Here is a 14,401-nt window from a genome sequence, read left to right on the forward strand (position 1 = left end):
TTTGTCGTAATTCATTTCGCTTTTACGCAAAATCTTTGGAAAAGATAGCGACGTGACAGAGTTATTTGGTAAAATGACGTTGATTGGTTTGAAAGAGAGGGAATAACAGTGAAATTTAAGAAGTGGATAAGTGCGACGGCTGCATCACTTTTATTAGCAACTTCATTAGTAAGTACTATACCAGTAGCACATGCGGATGAATCAGCGACTAGAACAATAGCAGAAGAAAGCATCTATGATTTACTCGTTGACCGTTTCTTTAATGGCTCGGGCACAAACGATTTTGATACAAATACGCAGGACCCTTCGAAATTTGCGGGGGGCGATTTTACAGGTTTACAGGATAAACTGAAATTTATCGGTGAGATGGGCTATACAATTGTTTCCATTGGGCCTATTTTTTCTACAGAGAAGTATGATGGATCAATGCCCACAAGCTATACTACAATAGAACGTCATTTTGGAACAACGGAAGAATTCCAAAGTACTGTAGAGGCCTACAAAGCTAAAAATATGTCCATTATGGTGGATTTTCCACTTACAAATGTGAGTCCAAATCATGAGTGGGCAAAGGATGCATCGAAAGCGGATTGGATTGCATCTACCAATAATGGACAAGTACAGTGGGATTTATCGAATAAGGATGTGCAAGAAGCACTTATTCAAGCAGTAACTGAATTTGTTTCTACATATGACATCGGTGGTATTCGTTTAACAAATATCGCAGGGGCTGATACAGCGTTTATCAATGCAGTAATAGCTGCATTAAAAGAGACAAAAACATCACTTTATGTGATAGCAAATGAAGAAAGCGATGCTGACTTTGATGCAACTTTCTCACCTGTAACGGCAGATATGTATCGTAATATATTTAAAAACGTGGATATGGATTCTTCTAAATTAATGGAACCCTTCGCAGGAGAAAAACCGACACAAATTATGGTGGATTCACTTGAAACTCATCGTTTTACATTTGACTCTGCTAATGAAAATATGTTCCCACCTACCCGCTTAAAAATGGCGATGGGTGCTTTATTTATGCTACCAGGAATTCCTGTCGTACAATACGGGACAGAAATTGCTATGAATGGGGAAGCAAAACCAGATACACACCAGCTTTATAACTTTAAAACAGACGAGGAACTGATAGATTATATTAAAAATGTTCAATCTTTACGTAATCAATCAGCTACTTTACGTAATGGTGATTTTGAAGTCATTACAAATGAAAATGGCCTTCTTGTCTTTACACGTTCTTCTGACGAAGAAAAGTGGGTAATCATGGTTAATAATACTGGTAAAACACAACGCGTCGACTTAACACCTGAACAACTTGGTGAAGGGAAAATGCTGAACGGTATTTTACATGAGGAAAAAGTTCGCATAAATGAAAAAGAAGTCTATCCTGTTATTTTAGACCGAGAAATGGTTGAAATTTATCAAGTTCGCAATGATGAAGGCTTAAACACTCCTTATATGGTGGCTCTTGGCTTAGTATGGGTGATCTTTATTGGCTTTGTTGTCATCATCATTAAACGAGGGAAAGTTCGTCGTCAGGAGCAAGACGTCCAATAATAATAACACGACAAAAAAGCATGCCAGGAGCCATCCTAGCATGCTTTTTATTAGCCTTCAAAGCTTTTATTTGTGAAGAAAATTGCAATAGTCCCAGGTCCGACATGTGAGCCGATCGCGGAACCTATCATGGTAATTTGCACAGCTTGAGGTGAAAAACGCTCCTGGATAGAGGCTTTTGCTTCATTCGCAAAGGCAGCGTCGTCACTATGGCTAATACCTACGATTTTATTTGTAAAGCTGCCACCACGCTCCTGCATTAAATCTAACATACGATTAAGTGCTTTTTTTCGACCGCGTGACTTTTCAATCGGTACAAGTTTGCCATCTTCTACATTTAAAATAGGCTTAATACTAAGAAGGCCACCTAAAAATGCACTAGCTTTTGATACACGACCACCTTTTGCAAGGTAATCTAAGTCTTCTACAGTAAATAAATGCTCGACCTGAGGTGCAAGGGTGTTTATTTTAGAGGCCATGTCTTCTAAGGATACTCCTATATTTCGCAGTCGTACAGCTTCTTCCACGACAAGGCCATGGCCTAGTGATGCGCATTTAGAGTCGATAATGACTAGTTTTAAGGAAGGATACTGCTCAAGTACCTGATTGCGAATCATTTGAGCAGTACTATATGTGCCTGATAATTCTGATGAAAAAGCGATATAAATACCTTCTTCATCATTTTTGGCTAGCTCCTCAAAATGCTTCAAAAAGAGCTCAGGTGACACTTGTGATGTTTTTGGCTGACCACCTTGGCGTATTGCATCATAGATCTCTTTGGAATCAATTGAAATCACATCTTCATATTCTTTGTTGTTCAATTGCACTCGTAAAGGGAGTAGCACGACATCATTTTCTTCATAGTAAGATTTTGGTAGATCACATCCACTATCCGTAAAAATCTTCATTCTCTTGTCCCCCTAATTTCAACTTACTTTTAAAGCTTTTTAACTTTATTCAGTAGATACTCACTTTAGATAAATGGAAGGGGTACCACTGAATAAAGTTAAACTGGTAAAAATGGAATGTTAACTTGAACTTACTACTTAACTATGATAATTTCAAGCGTTCAATGAGTATTTTTGCAATTCCATCATCATTATTCGTTGTCGTAATTTCATTGGCAATGTTTTTAAGACTTGAAATACCGTTCCCCATCGCTACACCAAGTCCAGCATATTCGATCATTTCTAAATCATTGTCTTCATCACCAAATGCGATGATGCGCTCACGAGGAATACCTAAATCTTTTGCCACATGTGCAATACCCACAGCTTTATTTAAGCCGCGACGCACAATTTCAATAATATGAAGTGGCGCGCCCCATCGACGATGTTCAATGACTTCAGCATGCACTGCCTGTAAATGATCACGTATAATAACCGAATTGGCTTCATTTGCCTGAATCAGCAAACTTGTAGGATTTTCCAAGAGGTGTGTGTATAAATCGCCAAGTGTAATTTTTGGGTTACCCATATTAAAGATATTTAAGATACGATCGTCCTCTGTGTGAACATAAACTTCATCTTTTACCTCAGCGATAATATTTTCGTATTCATAACTGTTAATAGAATCAACGACATCATGTACGACACTTAAATCAATTGGTGTGTGCATATGTTGCCAAGAGACATTTTTAGGATGATGCACATATGCGCCATTAAAATTAACAATGGGTGTAGTGAGCCCAAGTTCTTGATAATAAAAAGTACTTGCTCGGTAAGGACGTCCTGTCGCAATCATCACTTGATGCCCTTGTTCCTTAGCCTGCAATAATGTTTTTTTCGTTTTTGCAGAAATTTGCTGTTGATCTGTTAATAAAGTTCCATCTAAGTCTAATACGATTAAATGCGGTTTCATAGCTCGTTGCCCCTTTCCTATAGTTTGAATAGTATCTCTTTGTCTTACATTCGTCAAAATTTTGTCACAGTGAAAAAAGTTTGCTAACATAAAGATGAGAGAATAGTTGGGAGTGACAATAATGTTTGTAGAAAAAGAAGTGTGGGGAAATATTCCTTTATTACATATACATACAGACAATATGAATGAAGAAACCCCGGTAGTCATTTTTTTGCATGGCTTTATGAGTGCAAAAGAACATAACTTACACTATGCATACCAATTGGTGCATAAAGGGGTGCGTGTCCTATTGCCAGATGCAAAATTTCATGGTGAGCGTAGCGAAGGCCTAACGGAAATGCAAATGAATTTAAATTTTTGGGACATTGTTTTAAATTCTATTCATGAAGTACAACAATTATATGATGAATTAAAGAATAAAAATTTATTAGCTAGTCATAAAATTGGCATAGGAGGCACTTCAATGGGTGGCATCGTGACATCAGGCTGTCTGAAACTTTATGATTGGATACAAACAGCTGCAATATGCATGGGTGCACCTGGTTTTATAAAATTGGGTGAATACCAATTGCAACAATTTGCTAAAAGCGGAGTTAACTGGCCGATGTCAGAGGAAGACGTTGAAAAAATTAATGAAGCCCTTGCTAAATATGATGTCAGTTTAACACCAGAAAAATTCGCGGGCCGCCCTGTATTCTTTTGGCATGGAGAATTAGATAAAACAGTTCCTTTTCATGAAACGTATAAATTTTATGAAACATTACGGGAATACTATGAAGCAAACCCTGAATATTTAAAGTTCATGGTTAACAAACGGGCTGGACATGCTGTACCACGTGACGGTATGCTAGCAGCTACAGCATGGCTTGCACAGCATTTGGCATAATAGGGTGCATCTGCTATGATAAGGTTAACACTATGATGGAAGGAGAAATACGAATGGATCAGGATATGAAAGATAGCATGTTAGGTGCTTTAGAAAACGTAATTGATCCTGAGCTTGGCATTGATATTGTCAACTTAGGTTTAGTATATGATGTGGATTTAGATGATGAAGGTGTTGCAACTGTTACGATGACACTAACATCTATGGGCTGCCCACTTGGTCCAGTCATTGTGGATCAAGTGAATACGGCGTTAGGTGAACTTCCAGAAGTGAAAAGTACAAATGTTAATATTGTATGGAATCCACCTTGGTCGAAAGATAAAATGTCACGCTATGCCAAAATGGCATTGGGCGTACGTTAAAATGGCTTATTTAAAACCCTGCTTATTGAAAAATAAGCAGGGTTTTTGCTTGTAACGAAACTAATCGATACGGCATATTTGTAATGGACAATTTTCACAGGCAATTTCATTTTTTAAAAATTGTAAATCATGAATGGTAATAAATCCTTTATCAAAAGTGATAATCTCATGTTTTTTTAAATCATTCAGCATACGATTAATCATTTCCCGACTTGTCGCACACAGATTTGCAATTTCTGTATTTGTTAGCTGAAAATCAATAAAAATCGAGTCATTTTCTACAGGTTTACCATACGTATTGGACAGCCGAATGAGCGTTGAAAATAGAGCACCTTTTTTTCCGTTTAACACTAAATCGCGCAAACGACTCTGATGCTTTAAGTTTTCTGTTTGTAGCCACTTCATGTATTCCACCATAACTGTCGGCTGCTCTTCTAGTAAATGCTCCAAAGATTTACGACTCAAAACATACAACGTAGAGGGTTCTAAAACTTTGGCAGTCATCGAATTATAGACGAGATTACAAAATAACGAACCTTCTCCTATTATGCTGTCAGGGCCACAAATACGAATGGTTAATTCCTTACCCGTCTCGGATTCTTGGCTAATCGAAATAACACCTGATTGGATGTAATAAATTTCTTTTGCCCGTTCACCCTCTAGAAAAATTTTATTTCCTTTATTCACTTTGATAAAAACACCGTGGTTTTGAAAAAGATCTTTAATTTTTTCAAACATATTATCCATTAAAACCATATCTCCAACACATCGCTTTCTTTTTGTAATAAATGGCGATTATTACAAAAGGATAGTGGATTTCGATACTAAAACATAGAAACATACCATTATTATAACGTAAACTTCCATAATTAGTGAAAAAATTTTAGGGCGATTTCTTTGCTAAGCATTGTCGAGTGATGTAAAATAAAGTTAGTCAAAAAAGGTCAAACTTTTTTTCTAATGAATAAGAATGGGTATATAAATAATGAGAAATATGAATAAAAGGAGTGCTAGCTATGCAATTTCAACAAACAGACAATAAAAAACCATTAGAACAATTTGGACGCAATTTAATTGAAGAAGTAAAAAATGGCAAGATGGATCCTGTTATCGGGCGTGATGAAGAAATTCGAAATGTAATTCGTATTCTAACACGTAAAACAAAAAATAATCCTGTATTAATCGGTGAACCAGGAGTTGGTAAAACGGCAATTGTGGAAGGTTTAGCACAGCGTATTGTTAAAGGTGATGTACCAGAAGGCTTGAAAGAATGTGTATTATATGAATTAGATATGAGTGCGTTAATCGCTGGTGCAAGTTATCGTGGACAATTTGAAGAACGCTTAAAAGGTGTGCTAAAAGAAGTAAAAGAATCAGAAGGACAAATCATTCTATTTATTGATGAAATTCATACGATCGTAGGTGCAGGAAAAACAGATGGCGCTATGGATGCAGGAAATATGCTAAAACCTATGCTAGCACGTGGTGAATTACACTGTATTGGTGCTACTACCTTAGACGAATATCGTATTTACATTGAAAAGGATCCTGCCTTAGAACGTCGATTCCAGCAAGTACTAGTACGTGAGCCATCTATAGAGGATACGGTATCCATTTTACGTGGTTTAAAGGAACGCTTTGAATTACATCACGCAGTACGTATTCATGACAGAGCAATTGTTGCGGCAGCAGAACTATCCAATCGCTATATTACAGAACGATTTTTACCTGATAAGGCCATTGATTTAATTGATGAGGCTTGTGCAATGATTCGTACAGAAATTGATTCAATGCCACAGGAATTAGACGCAGTCACACGTCGTATTATGCAGCTTGAAATTGAGGAACAGGCATTGCGTAAGGAAAAGGACGAGGCAAGTAAAAAACGTCTGGAGCAATTACGCGAAGAATTAACTAAGTTAAAAGAATCATCTAAGGGCATGCGACAACAATGGGAAGCAGAAAAAGAAAAACTACACGATATTCAGAAAAAACGTGAAACATTGGATAAATATCGTCGTGATCTAGATGAGGCAGAAAGTAAATATGATCTAAATAAAGCTGCTGAATTACGTCATGGTAAAATTCCAACACTTGAAAAAGACATTCAGGTACTTGAAAAGGAATTAGAGAACGGTGCAGAATCTCGTATTTTACGTGAAGAGGTAACAGCAGATGAAATCGCTGCAATTGTTTCACGTTGGACAGGAATCCCTGTAACAAAATTAGTAGAGGGTGAGCGTGAAAAACTATTACGTTTAAAGGATACATTACATGAACGTGTGGTTGGACAAGATACAGCAGTTCAATTAGTGACAGAAGCGGTATGGCGTGCACGTGCAGGTATCAAAGATCCACACCGACCTATTGGTAGCTTTTTATTTTTAGGTCCAACTGGTGTAGGTAAAACAGAACTTGCCAAGGCACTTGCTGCACAGTTATTTGATTCAGAAGATCACTTTATTCGGATTGATATGAGTGAATACATGGAGAAACATAGTGTGTCTCGACTTGTTGGGGCTCCTCCAGGCTATGTGGGCTATGAGGAAGGTGGACAACTAACGGAAGCAGTTCGCCGAAATCCTTATTCTGTGGTGCTACTAGACGAGATTGAAAAAGCTCATCCTGATGTGGCGAACATTTTATTGCAAATTTTAGATGATGGGCGCATTACAGATAGTCAGGGACGAATGGTGAATTTTACAAATACAGTAGTCATTTTAACTTCGAATATCGGATCAAGTTATTTAATGGAGGCAAAGGAAAATGATGAGGCTGTGGAGGACTTAGTCATGTCAGCCCTACGACAACATTTTAAACCTGAGCTATTAAACAGAATGGATGATATCATCTTCTTCCATGCATTATCTACTAAACATTTTACTGCGATTGCCTGGAAGTATGTGGAGCAATTGATTAAACGTGTAGCAGAGCAAGAAATTACTTTATCTGTCGAGCAAGATGTCATTGATTGGGTAGTAGAGCAAGGTGCAGATGCCCAATTTGGGGCAAGACCACTAAAACGCTTTGTACAGCGACATATCGAAACAGCCGTTGCTAAAGAACTATTACGCGGAGAAGTTTTACCAGGGGAGACGTTGCATGTGAAAATGCATGAGGGTCAATGTGTTGTGGAAAAATAACAGAAAAAACCTGTTCGGCATGAAGCTGAACAGGTTTTTTCTAGCTGAATTAATGATGGTCTGCAGCTTCTGGTGTAGGGTCGTTTGGAATGATTGCTCCAATAATAAAGATAAGGATGGAGAATACAACAGAAACGATTGCTCCAGTTTTGAAATCAAATGGTACACCAAGTACAGAGCTGACTACGTAGTTTAACATAGAAACTAGTAGGAATGACCATATGAACGTTACGATATATTGCATTAATTTCACCTCAACCGAACTTTTTTCATCATAAGGTTTTACTCATATTCATTATCATATCATAACATAAATCAAAAAAAAATGAACGATTTATGTGAAACATGGCGATTTTGTCACAACAAATATGAGATTTAGTATTTTATGTTTGGTAATGTAAAGTATTTAGGAACAGCTCTGAAATAGGGGAATGCGCTCCTAAGCGGGTGAAAAGTGCTCCAAAAGGGAAGAACACCGCTCATACATGATGCAAGGTGCTTTGAAAAATAATGAACAAGCTCAACAAAGTACGATAGATAAAGCTCTAAACAGAAAAACCTCATTCCATAAAATTCTTCACTTCTATATTCAAAGAACACTACCCTCAGCCGCATAAATTTTAAATCATCTTGCGTCATTCCTTTTATATGCGTTATAATTATGACCAGTTACTAATAATTGATAGTAAGAAAGCTGAGGGGTTGCTATATGAACGCAGGTATTATAGGAATAGGCAAATATGTTCCTGAGAAGGTCGTTACAAATTTTGATTTGGAAAAAATCATGGATACTTCTGATGAATGGATTCGTACTCGAACAGGCATTGAAGAACGTCATTTTGCGGCAGATGATCAGGAAACTTCAGATTTGGCAGTAGCTGCTGCAAAAGAAGCTATTGCAAATGCGGGTATTACGCCTGAGGAAATTGGTTTAATTCTTGTAGCAACTGTCACACAGGATCAAACTTTTCCAAGTGTAGCTTGTATGATTCAGGAACAAATCGGAGCAGTAAATGCTGCAGCAATGGATCAAGCAGCAGCATGTGCAGGATTTATATATAGTTTAGTGACAGCAAAGCACTTTGTTGAGGCAAATGCTTATAAATATGTCTTAGTAGTAGGTGTTGAAAAGCTGTCTAAAGTCGTTGATTGGGAAGATCGCAATACAGCTGTATTATTTGGCGATGGTGCCAGTGCAGCTATCATTGGGCAAGTCTCTGAAGGTAGAGGTATTCTATCCTTTGAACTTGGTGCAGATGGTACAGGCGGAAAGAATCTTTATTTAACAAAGCAAGATACAATTGCGATGAATGGTCGTGAAGTGTTTAAATTTGCTGTTCGACAAATGGGTGAATCGGCTGTTAATGTATTAGAGAAAGCGGGATTAACAAAAGAAGACGTTGATTTCCTAGTGCCACATCAGGCAAATATACGTATTATGGAATCTGCACGTGAGCGTTTAGAGCTACCACCAGAAAAAATGTCAAAAACGATTCATAAATACGGAAATACTTCAGCAGCATCTATTGGTATTTCCTTGGTAGATGAGCTCGAAGCAGGTAAGATTAAAGAGGATGATTTATTAGTCCTTGTAGGTTTTGGTGGCGGCTTAACATGGGGTGCCGTAGCCATGAGATGGGGAAAATAAGTAGGAAAAATGCTTGAGGGGAGTAAGACAATGAGTAAAAGACGAGTAGTAATTACAGGAATTGGCGCAGTTACACCACTAGGAAATAGCATCGAAGAAACATGGGCAAACATTAAAGCTGGTAAATCTGGCATTGGTGAGCTGACACGTTTAAATAAAGATCTTTTTGCCGCAAAAATCGCCGCAGAAGTAAAGGACTTTGATATTGAAAAATACATTGATCGTAAGGAAGCACGTAAAATGGATCGCTTCACACAATACGCATTAGCGGCTTCTATTATGGCAATGGAAGATGCACAGCTAACAATTGATGAAGAGCTAGCTCCACGTGCAGGTGTATGGATTGGTTCTGGTATCGGTGGGATGGAAACATATGAACAACAATTTTTAACATTCCAAGAGCGTGGCGCAAGACGTGTTAGTCCTTTCTTTATCCCAATGATGATTCCTGATATGGCATCGGGCCAAGTCTCTATTCACTTTGGTGCAAAGGGGATTAATTCTTGTTCTGTAACGGCATGTGCTTCAGGCACAAACTCTATTGGTGATGCCTTTAAAGTAATTGAGCGTGGAGATGCTGATGTTATGATTTCTGGTGGTGCTGAATCACCAATCGTAACAATGGCGGTTGCAGGTTTTTGTGCCAATACAGCACTATCATTAAATCAAGATCCACAAGCTGCATGTCGCCCATTCGATAAAAACCGAGATGGCTTTATTATCGGAGAAGGAGCGGGTATTGTCATTTTAGAAGAATATGAACATGCAAAAGCTCGTGGTGCCAAAATCTATGCTGAAGTTTTAGGTTATGGTGCAACTGGGGATGCGCATCACATTACGGCTCCAGCTCCAGAGGGTGAAGGTGCAGCACGTGCGATGACGCAAGCATTAACAGATGGTGGCGTAGAGCCATCACAAGTTGATTATATTAATGCCCATGGTACAAGTACGCCATATAACGATTTATTCGAAACACAAGCTGTGAAAACTGCTTTTGGTGATCATGCGTATAACCTTGCAATGAGCTCAACAAAATCTATGACGGGTCACTTATTAGGAGCAGCAGGTGGTGTGGAAGCTATTTTCACAGCATTAGCCCTTAAAGAAGGGATTTTACCACCTACAATCAATTTAAAAGATCCTGATCCTGAATGTGATTTAGATTATGTTCCAAACGAAGCAAGAGAAGCAAATATTCAATATGCAATGAGTAATTCTCTTGGTTTTGGTGGTCATAATGCAAGTCTCCTATTCAAAAAATATGAAGCATAATAGATAAACATAAAAAAACGTCAGCCAAATTTAAATGGCTGACGTCTTTTTTTATAGTTTTGTGAATAAATGATAAGTAAGAAGAAATAGAAAGGATGCCATTACTATGTTTCGTCTCTTTTTATTTTTAGTAAGTTATGGCTTAATGATCCTCTCTGTAGGGAATCTCATATTGTATTTAAATTACCGCACACTAGGTTATTCATGGAAGGTTGTTTTCAAATTTATTTTTCAAACAACAGAATTTTATATGGCGGTAGGAGCCTGTATCATCATCTGCGCAGTTGTGCTTGATTTGGGCTTTGATCGATCCTCAGACAAGCCGTAAGTTTAGCTACGTGCGCGACCAAGACCCATAGCATCTTCCATACGTTTTAATGTAGTACTAGCAATCGCATTCGCCTTTTCAGCACCTTCATCTAGAATGACATCTAATTCTGATGATTCTACTAGATGATAGAATTTCTCTTGAATAGGTGTTAGGTGTTCAATTACTGCTGTTGCTACACCCTGCTTGAATCCACCATAACCAATTCCCTCATATTTTTTGACTAAATCTTCAACGGCTACCCCTGAAATAGCTGATTCGATTGTCAATAAATTTGAAACACCTGGTTTATTTTCCACATCAAATGCAACGATGCCGTCAGAGTCAGTTACAGCTGATTTAATTTTTTTCTCAATGTCTTTCGCAGTATCTAATAAGCGAATTGTCGCTTTCGTATTTGGATCTGATTTACTCATTTTCTTTGTTGGCTCTTGTAAGGATTTAATGCGTGCACCTGCTTTTGGTAATTGAATTTCTGGAATCGTTAAAACATCGCCAAAGCGTTTGTTAAAGCGTTCTGCAAGGTCACGAGTTAGCTCAATATGCTGCTTCTGATCATCGCCGACAGGGACAATATTTGTGTTATAAAGTAGAATGTCTGCAGCCATTAGCGGTGGATATGTTAAAAGAGCAGCAGATACGCTTTCCTTACCATGTGATTTATCTTTGAATTGTGTCATACGTTCTAGCTCACCGATAGACGCAACACATTGTAACATCCATCCTGCCTGAGCATGCGCTGGCACCTCTGATTGAATAAATAATGTCGATTTTTTAGGGTCAATGCCAGTAGCAATGTAGGTAGCAGCAAGCTTACGAATACTTTCTCGTAATTCTTTAGGATCTTGTGCAACAGTGATGGCATGTTGATCAACGATACAATAAATAGCGTTTCCTTCATCTTGTAGTGCCGGGAACTGCTTGAATGCTCCTAAATAGTTCCCTAATGTTACGATACCTGTAGGCTGTACGCCAGAAAAAATAGTTGTCATTAAAAAATTCCTCCTCGAATTCAATTGCTGTAACTTGTGTCACAGCGTTGTCTTCACCTTTCAACTTGGTGATGAAGACAAAAAAACATCATGCGTCCTCATTAGATTTTTTCTAATGAAGGGACGAATGATGTTTGAATCCGCGGTACCACCCAGCTTGCCTAAAAAGGCCACTCAGCTTCGTAACGTGAAGGGACGAGCTTTGCTAATAGCTTCAAGTAGCGTTCACAAAGCTAACTCGGAAGTCCATTCCACATGCATCCACGATCTGTTTACAGCAACCACAGACTCTCTATACGTGAATTAGCATATGTACTACTCTTCGTCAGCGTTTTTCTCAATTTAAATTGTTCAAATTGATTTGATTGCAAAGAATTATATTATAAAGATTCCTTTGTGTAAAGTCAGACTTTTGACGGTGTTTTTTTTCTAGAAAAAATTATATGCTTTTTTTGTTATGTAATTTTGTTATAAATTTATAATTTTTTATTAAAAAATTGTTTGGATGTACACATGGGATTGACAATTTTCTCGATTATTTTTCTTAAATGAGAACAACTGAGATATCTGTTTAGATGTTTAAAATGCTTTAAAAATGGGAATGGTAGTAGTAGCACATAAGTTTGAAGAAAATACATCATATTTGAAAGCTGTATGAATAGACAGAATATTTATGGATAGGTTCAGATTTTTTTATTGGAACTATATTCAAATACAGCTGAGTACTGTATAATGGTACTGTGTATTTTACATTACATTAATTCTAATTTAACACATTGGTTCTGGTTTATAGATAATGATTTTTAAATGAAAGGATGTGTCAGAATGATCGTAACCCTATTTACATCACCAAGTTGTACCTCTTGTCGTAAAGCAAAAGCTTGGTTAGAGGAGCACGAAATTCCATATACAGAACGTAATATATTTTCTGAACCGCTTAGCATAAGTGAAATAAAAAAAATTTTACGAATGACAGAAGATGGAACTGATGAAATCATTTCCACTCGTTCTAAAATATTCCAAAAATTAAATGTGGATGTTGAAAGCTTACCATTACAACGTTTATATGAATTAATTCAGGAATATCCTGGCTTACTACGTAGACCAATCATTTTAGATGAAAAACGTCTGCAGGTTGGCTACAATGAAGATGAAATTCGTCGTTTCTTACCTCGAAAAGTTCGAGCATATCAATTACAAGAAGCGCAACGAATGGTGAATTAAACCTTTCTATTCTGAATAATATATGTAATAGATGTTACAGATGTGGAATACATGTTGTGACATCTTTTTTTTATGTTTTACTTCTGTAAAACCTTCTATATGAAGTATAATAATTAATAGGGAAAAGTCATATATTTCCGTAAAAGTATGTTAAACTTGATTTAAGTTAAATAGTTTACTACAATTTCAATAATTCAAATATCTTCTGTGAAACGGTGTATATCCTTTTCATTTTATGACAGAACAGCATACAATAGAGTTAGAGACAACTGTGAACACAAAAATTCATGTTTACGGTTACTCGATGGTTTTACTGTAGTGTGGTCAAAGGTTGAAAAACAAATGCAGTATGAAGGTTAAAAACAAAGAATAAAAGCATACTAATGAAACAAACTGTTTTTCGACATATGACAGTGAAGGGAGATGAGGTCTAGTGGACATCGAACGTGTAAATGAAAATACACTCAAGCTCTTTATTACGTACAATGATATAGAGGATCGCGGCTATAGTCGTGAAGAAATTTGGTACAATCGAGCAAAGGGTGAACAACTTTTTTGGGATATGATTGATGAAGTAAACACGGAGGATTATTTTGATGTAGAGGGTCCGATTTGGATTCATATCAATGCATCTGAAGTAGGCTTAGAAATCATTGTCACACGTGCACATATTTTAAAAGACGGTGAAACATTAGATGGTCATTCGAATTTTGATGAACACAAAGATATGTTTGCACCATTCGATGAAGTTGGAGAGGATCTTCTTAGCCAACTAACTCAATTTGGTGACATGGATGAGTCAGAATTATTTATGGATACAGACATTTATGTTTATAAATTTAAAGATATTGATGAGTTAATCCCTGTCGCAAAACGAATGACAGACGAATTAGTGGATTCCTCATTATTCAAATATGAAAATTGGTACTATCTAGTTGTTGATTTCGGAAACGCAGATGAGGATTTAAATCGTCATGATAGAAATGCAGTTATCAAGGAATTTTTAACACCATCCAATTTTACAATTCATCGTCTAGAGGAGTACGGTGAAAAGATTATGGAATTCAATTGCTTTGAAACAGTTCGAAAATACTTTGCATAGGCAATGAAA

General features: G+C 37.1%; 14 protein-coding genes and 1 other annotated feature. Of the genes, 9 read left to right on the forward strand and 5 right to left on the reverse strand.

Annotation, left to right across the window (positions count from 1 at the left end; genetic code table 11):
- Positions 1–108 precede the first annotated feature (108 nt).
- A complete protein-coding gene (locus tag MKZ14_RS03430; RefSeq protein WP_333006267.1) occupies positions 109–1,575 on the forward strand; it encodes an alpha-amylase family glycosyl hydrolase in 1,467 nt (488 codons plus the stop codon).
- Between the two features lie 50 nt (positions 1,576–1,625).
- On the opposite strand, the gene MKZ14_RS03435 is transcribed toward MKZ14_RS03430, so the two are convergent.
- Entirely contained in the window at positions 1,626–2,483 is an 858-nt protein-coding gene (locus tag MKZ14_RS03435) for a DegV family protein (protein WP_333006266.1), read from the reverse strand.
- A 142-nt stretch (positions 2,484–2,625) separates the two neighbouring features.
- On the reverse strand, positions 2,626–3,435 hold the full coding sequence (locus MKZ14_RS03440) for a Cof-type HAD-IIB family hydrolase (protein ID WP_333006265.1): 810 nt from the start codon (positions 3,433–3,435) through the stop codon (positions 2,626–2,628).
- Positions 3,436–3,556: 121 nt separating this feature from the next.
- On the opposite strand from MKZ14_RS03440, the gene MKZ14_RS03445 reads away from it, so the two are divergent.
- Positions 3,557–4,321, forward strand: a complete 765-nt coding sequence (locus MKZ14_RS03445; RefSeq protein ID WP_066036275.1) for a prolyl oligopeptidase family serine peptidase — start codon at positions 3,557–3,559, stop codon at positions 4,319–4,321.
- A 53-nt stretch (positions 4,322–4,374) separates the two neighbouring features.
- Positions 4,375–4,683 carry a metal-sulfur cluster assembly factor gene (locus MKZ14_RS03450; RefSeq protein WP_103117491.1) on the forward strand — a complete coding sequence of 103 codons (309 nt, stop codon included), beginning with the start codon at positions 4,375–4,377 and terminating at the stop codon, positions 4,681–4,683.
- A gap of 60 nt (positions 4,684–4,743) precedes the next feature.
- Here MKZ14_RS03450 and MKZ14_RS03455 read toward each other — a convergent pair whose 3' ends face one another.
- Entirely contained in the window at positions 4,744–5,430 is a 687-nt protein-coding gene (locus MKZ14_RS03455) for a Crp/Fnr family transcriptional regulator (protein WP_103117492.1), read from the reverse strand.
- A 269-nt stretch (positions 5,431–5,699) separates the two neighbouring features.
- On the opposite strand from MKZ14_RS03455, the gene MKZ14_RS03460 reads away from it, so the two are divergent.
- Positions 5,700–7,826 carry an AAA family ATPase gene (locus MKZ14_RS03460; RefSeq protein ID WP_333006261.1) on the forward strand — a complete coding sequence of 709 codons (2,127 nt, stop codon included), beginning with the start codon at positions 5,700–5,702 and terminating at the stop codon, positions 7,824–7,826.
- A gap of 49 nt (positions 7,827–7,875) precedes the next feature.
- On the opposite strand, the gene MKZ14_RS03465 is transcribed toward MKZ14_RS03460, so the two are convergent.
- Positions 7,876–8,070, reverse strand: a complete 195-nt coding sequence (locus tag MKZ14_RS03465) for a YjzD family protein (protein WP_004227469.1) — start codon at positions 8,068–8,070, stop codon at positions 7,876–7,878.
- 465 nt (positions 8,071–8,535) lie between these two features.
- Here MKZ14_RS03465 and MKZ14_RS03470 point away from each other — a divergent pair, with 465 nt between their 5' ends.
- The 3 genes from MKZ14_RS03470 to MKZ14_RS03480 all read left to right on the forward strand — a co-directional run bounded on the left by MKZ14_RS03470 (position 8,536) and on the right by MKZ14_RS03480 (position 11,074).
- Positions 8,536–9,474, forward strand: a complete 939-nt coding sequence (locus MKZ14_RS03470; protein ID WP_048392032.1) for a beta-ketoacyl-ACP synthase III — start codon at positions 8,536–8,538, stop codon at positions 9,472–9,474.
- Positions 9,475–9,504: 30 nt separating this feature from the next.
- Positions 9,505–10,746: a beta-ketoacyl-ACP synthase II gene (gene fabF, locus MKZ14_RS03475; protein WP_048392031.1), complete on the forward strand. Its 1,242-nt coding sequence runs from the start codon at positions 9,505–9,507 to the stop codon at positions 10,744–10,746.
- 106 nt (positions 10,747–10,852) lie between these two features.
- On the forward strand, positions 10,853–11,074 hold the full coding sequence (locus MKZ14_RS03480; RefSeq protein ID WP_016994330.1) for a hypothetical protein: 222 nt from the start codon (positions 10,853–10,855) through the stop codon (positions 11,072–11,074).
- A gap of 2 nt (positions 11,075–11,076) precedes the next feature.
- Here MKZ14_RS03480 and trpS read toward each other — a convergent pair whose 3' ends face one another.
- A complete protein-coding gene (gene trpS / locus MKZ14_RS03485) occupies positions 11,077–12,066 on the reverse strand; it encodes a tryptophan--tRNA ligase (RefSeq protein ID WP_333006260.1) in 990 nt (329 codons plus the stop codon).
- A gap of 116 nt (positions 12,067–12,182) precedes the next feature.
- Positions 12,183–12,404: a binding site (T-box leader), on the reverse strand.
- Positions 12,405–12,894: 490 nt separating this feature from the next.
- Here trpS and spxA point away from each other — a divergent pair.
- Together spxA and mecA are read left to right on the forward strand one after the other, a co-directional pair.
- Positions 12,895–13,290, forward strand: coding sequence for a transcriptional regulator SpxA (gene spxA / locus MKZ14_RS03490; protein WP_025116803.1), 396 nt, complete (start codon positions 12,895–12,897; stop codon positions 13,288–13,290).
- Positions 13,291–13,723: 433 nt separating this feature from the next.
- Complete coding sequence (gene mecA / locus MKZ14_RS03495; RefSeq protein WP_004227456.1) at positions 13,724–14,392, forward strand: adaptor protein MecA; 669 nt, start codon at positions 13,724–13,726, stop codon at positions 14,390–14,392.
- The last annotated feature ends 9 nt before the right edge of the window (positions 14,393–14,401 follow it).

This window comes from Lysinibacillus sp. FSL P2-0066 (assembly GCF_037969495.1).
GTDB lineage: Bacteria > Bacillota > Bacilli > Bacillales_A > Planococcaceae > Lysinibacillus > Lysinibacillus boronitolerans.

Excerpts from the sequence above, each read along its gene's own strand:
- MKZ14_RS03465 (WP_004227469.1), bottom strand. The coding sequence starts at position 8,070 with ATGCAATATATCGTAACGTTCATATGGTCATTCCTACTAGTTTCTATG.
- MKZ14_RS03445 (WP_066036275.1), top strand. The coding sequence starts at position 3,557 with ATGTTTGTAGAAAAAGAAGTGTGGGGAAATATTCCTTTATTACATATA.
- fabF (WP_048392031.1), top strand. The coding sequence starts at position 9,505 with ATGAGTAAAAGACGAGTAGTAATTACAGGAATTGGCGCAGTTACACCA.
- MKZ14_RS03450 (WP_103117491.1), top strand. The coding sequence starts at position 4,375 with ATGGATCAGGATATGAAAGATAGCATGTTAGGTGCTTTAGAAAACGTA.
- MKZ14_RS03470 (WP_048392032.1), top strand. The coding sequence starts at position 8,536 with ATGAACGCAGGTATTATAGGAATAGGCAAATATGTTCCTGAGAAGGTC.
- trpS (WP_333006260.1), bottom strand. The coding sequence starts at position 12,066 with ATGACAACTATTTTTTCTGGCGTACAGCCTACAGGTATCGTAACATTA.
- MKZ14_RS03460 (WP_333006261.1), top strand. The coding sequence starts at position 5,700 with ATGCAATTTCAACAAACAGACAATAAAAAACCATTAGAACAATTTGGA.
- MKZ14_RS03455 (WP_103117492.1), bottom strand. The coding sequence starts at position 5,430 with ATGGATAATATGTTTGAAAAAATTAAAGATCTTTTTCAAAACCACGGT.
- MKZ14_RS03435 (WP_333006266.1), bottom strand. The coding sequence starts at position 2,483 with ATGAAGATTTTTACGGATAGTGGATGTGATCTACCAAAATCTTACTAT.
- MKZ14_RS03480 (WP_016994330.1), top strand. The coding sequence starts at position 10,853 with ATGTTTCGTCTCTTTTTATTTTTAGTAAGTTATGGCTTAATGATCCTC.
- MKZ14_RS03440 (WP_333006265.1), bottom strand. The coding sequence starts at position 3,435 with ATGAAACCGCATTTAATCGTATTAGACTTAGATGGAACTTTATTAACA.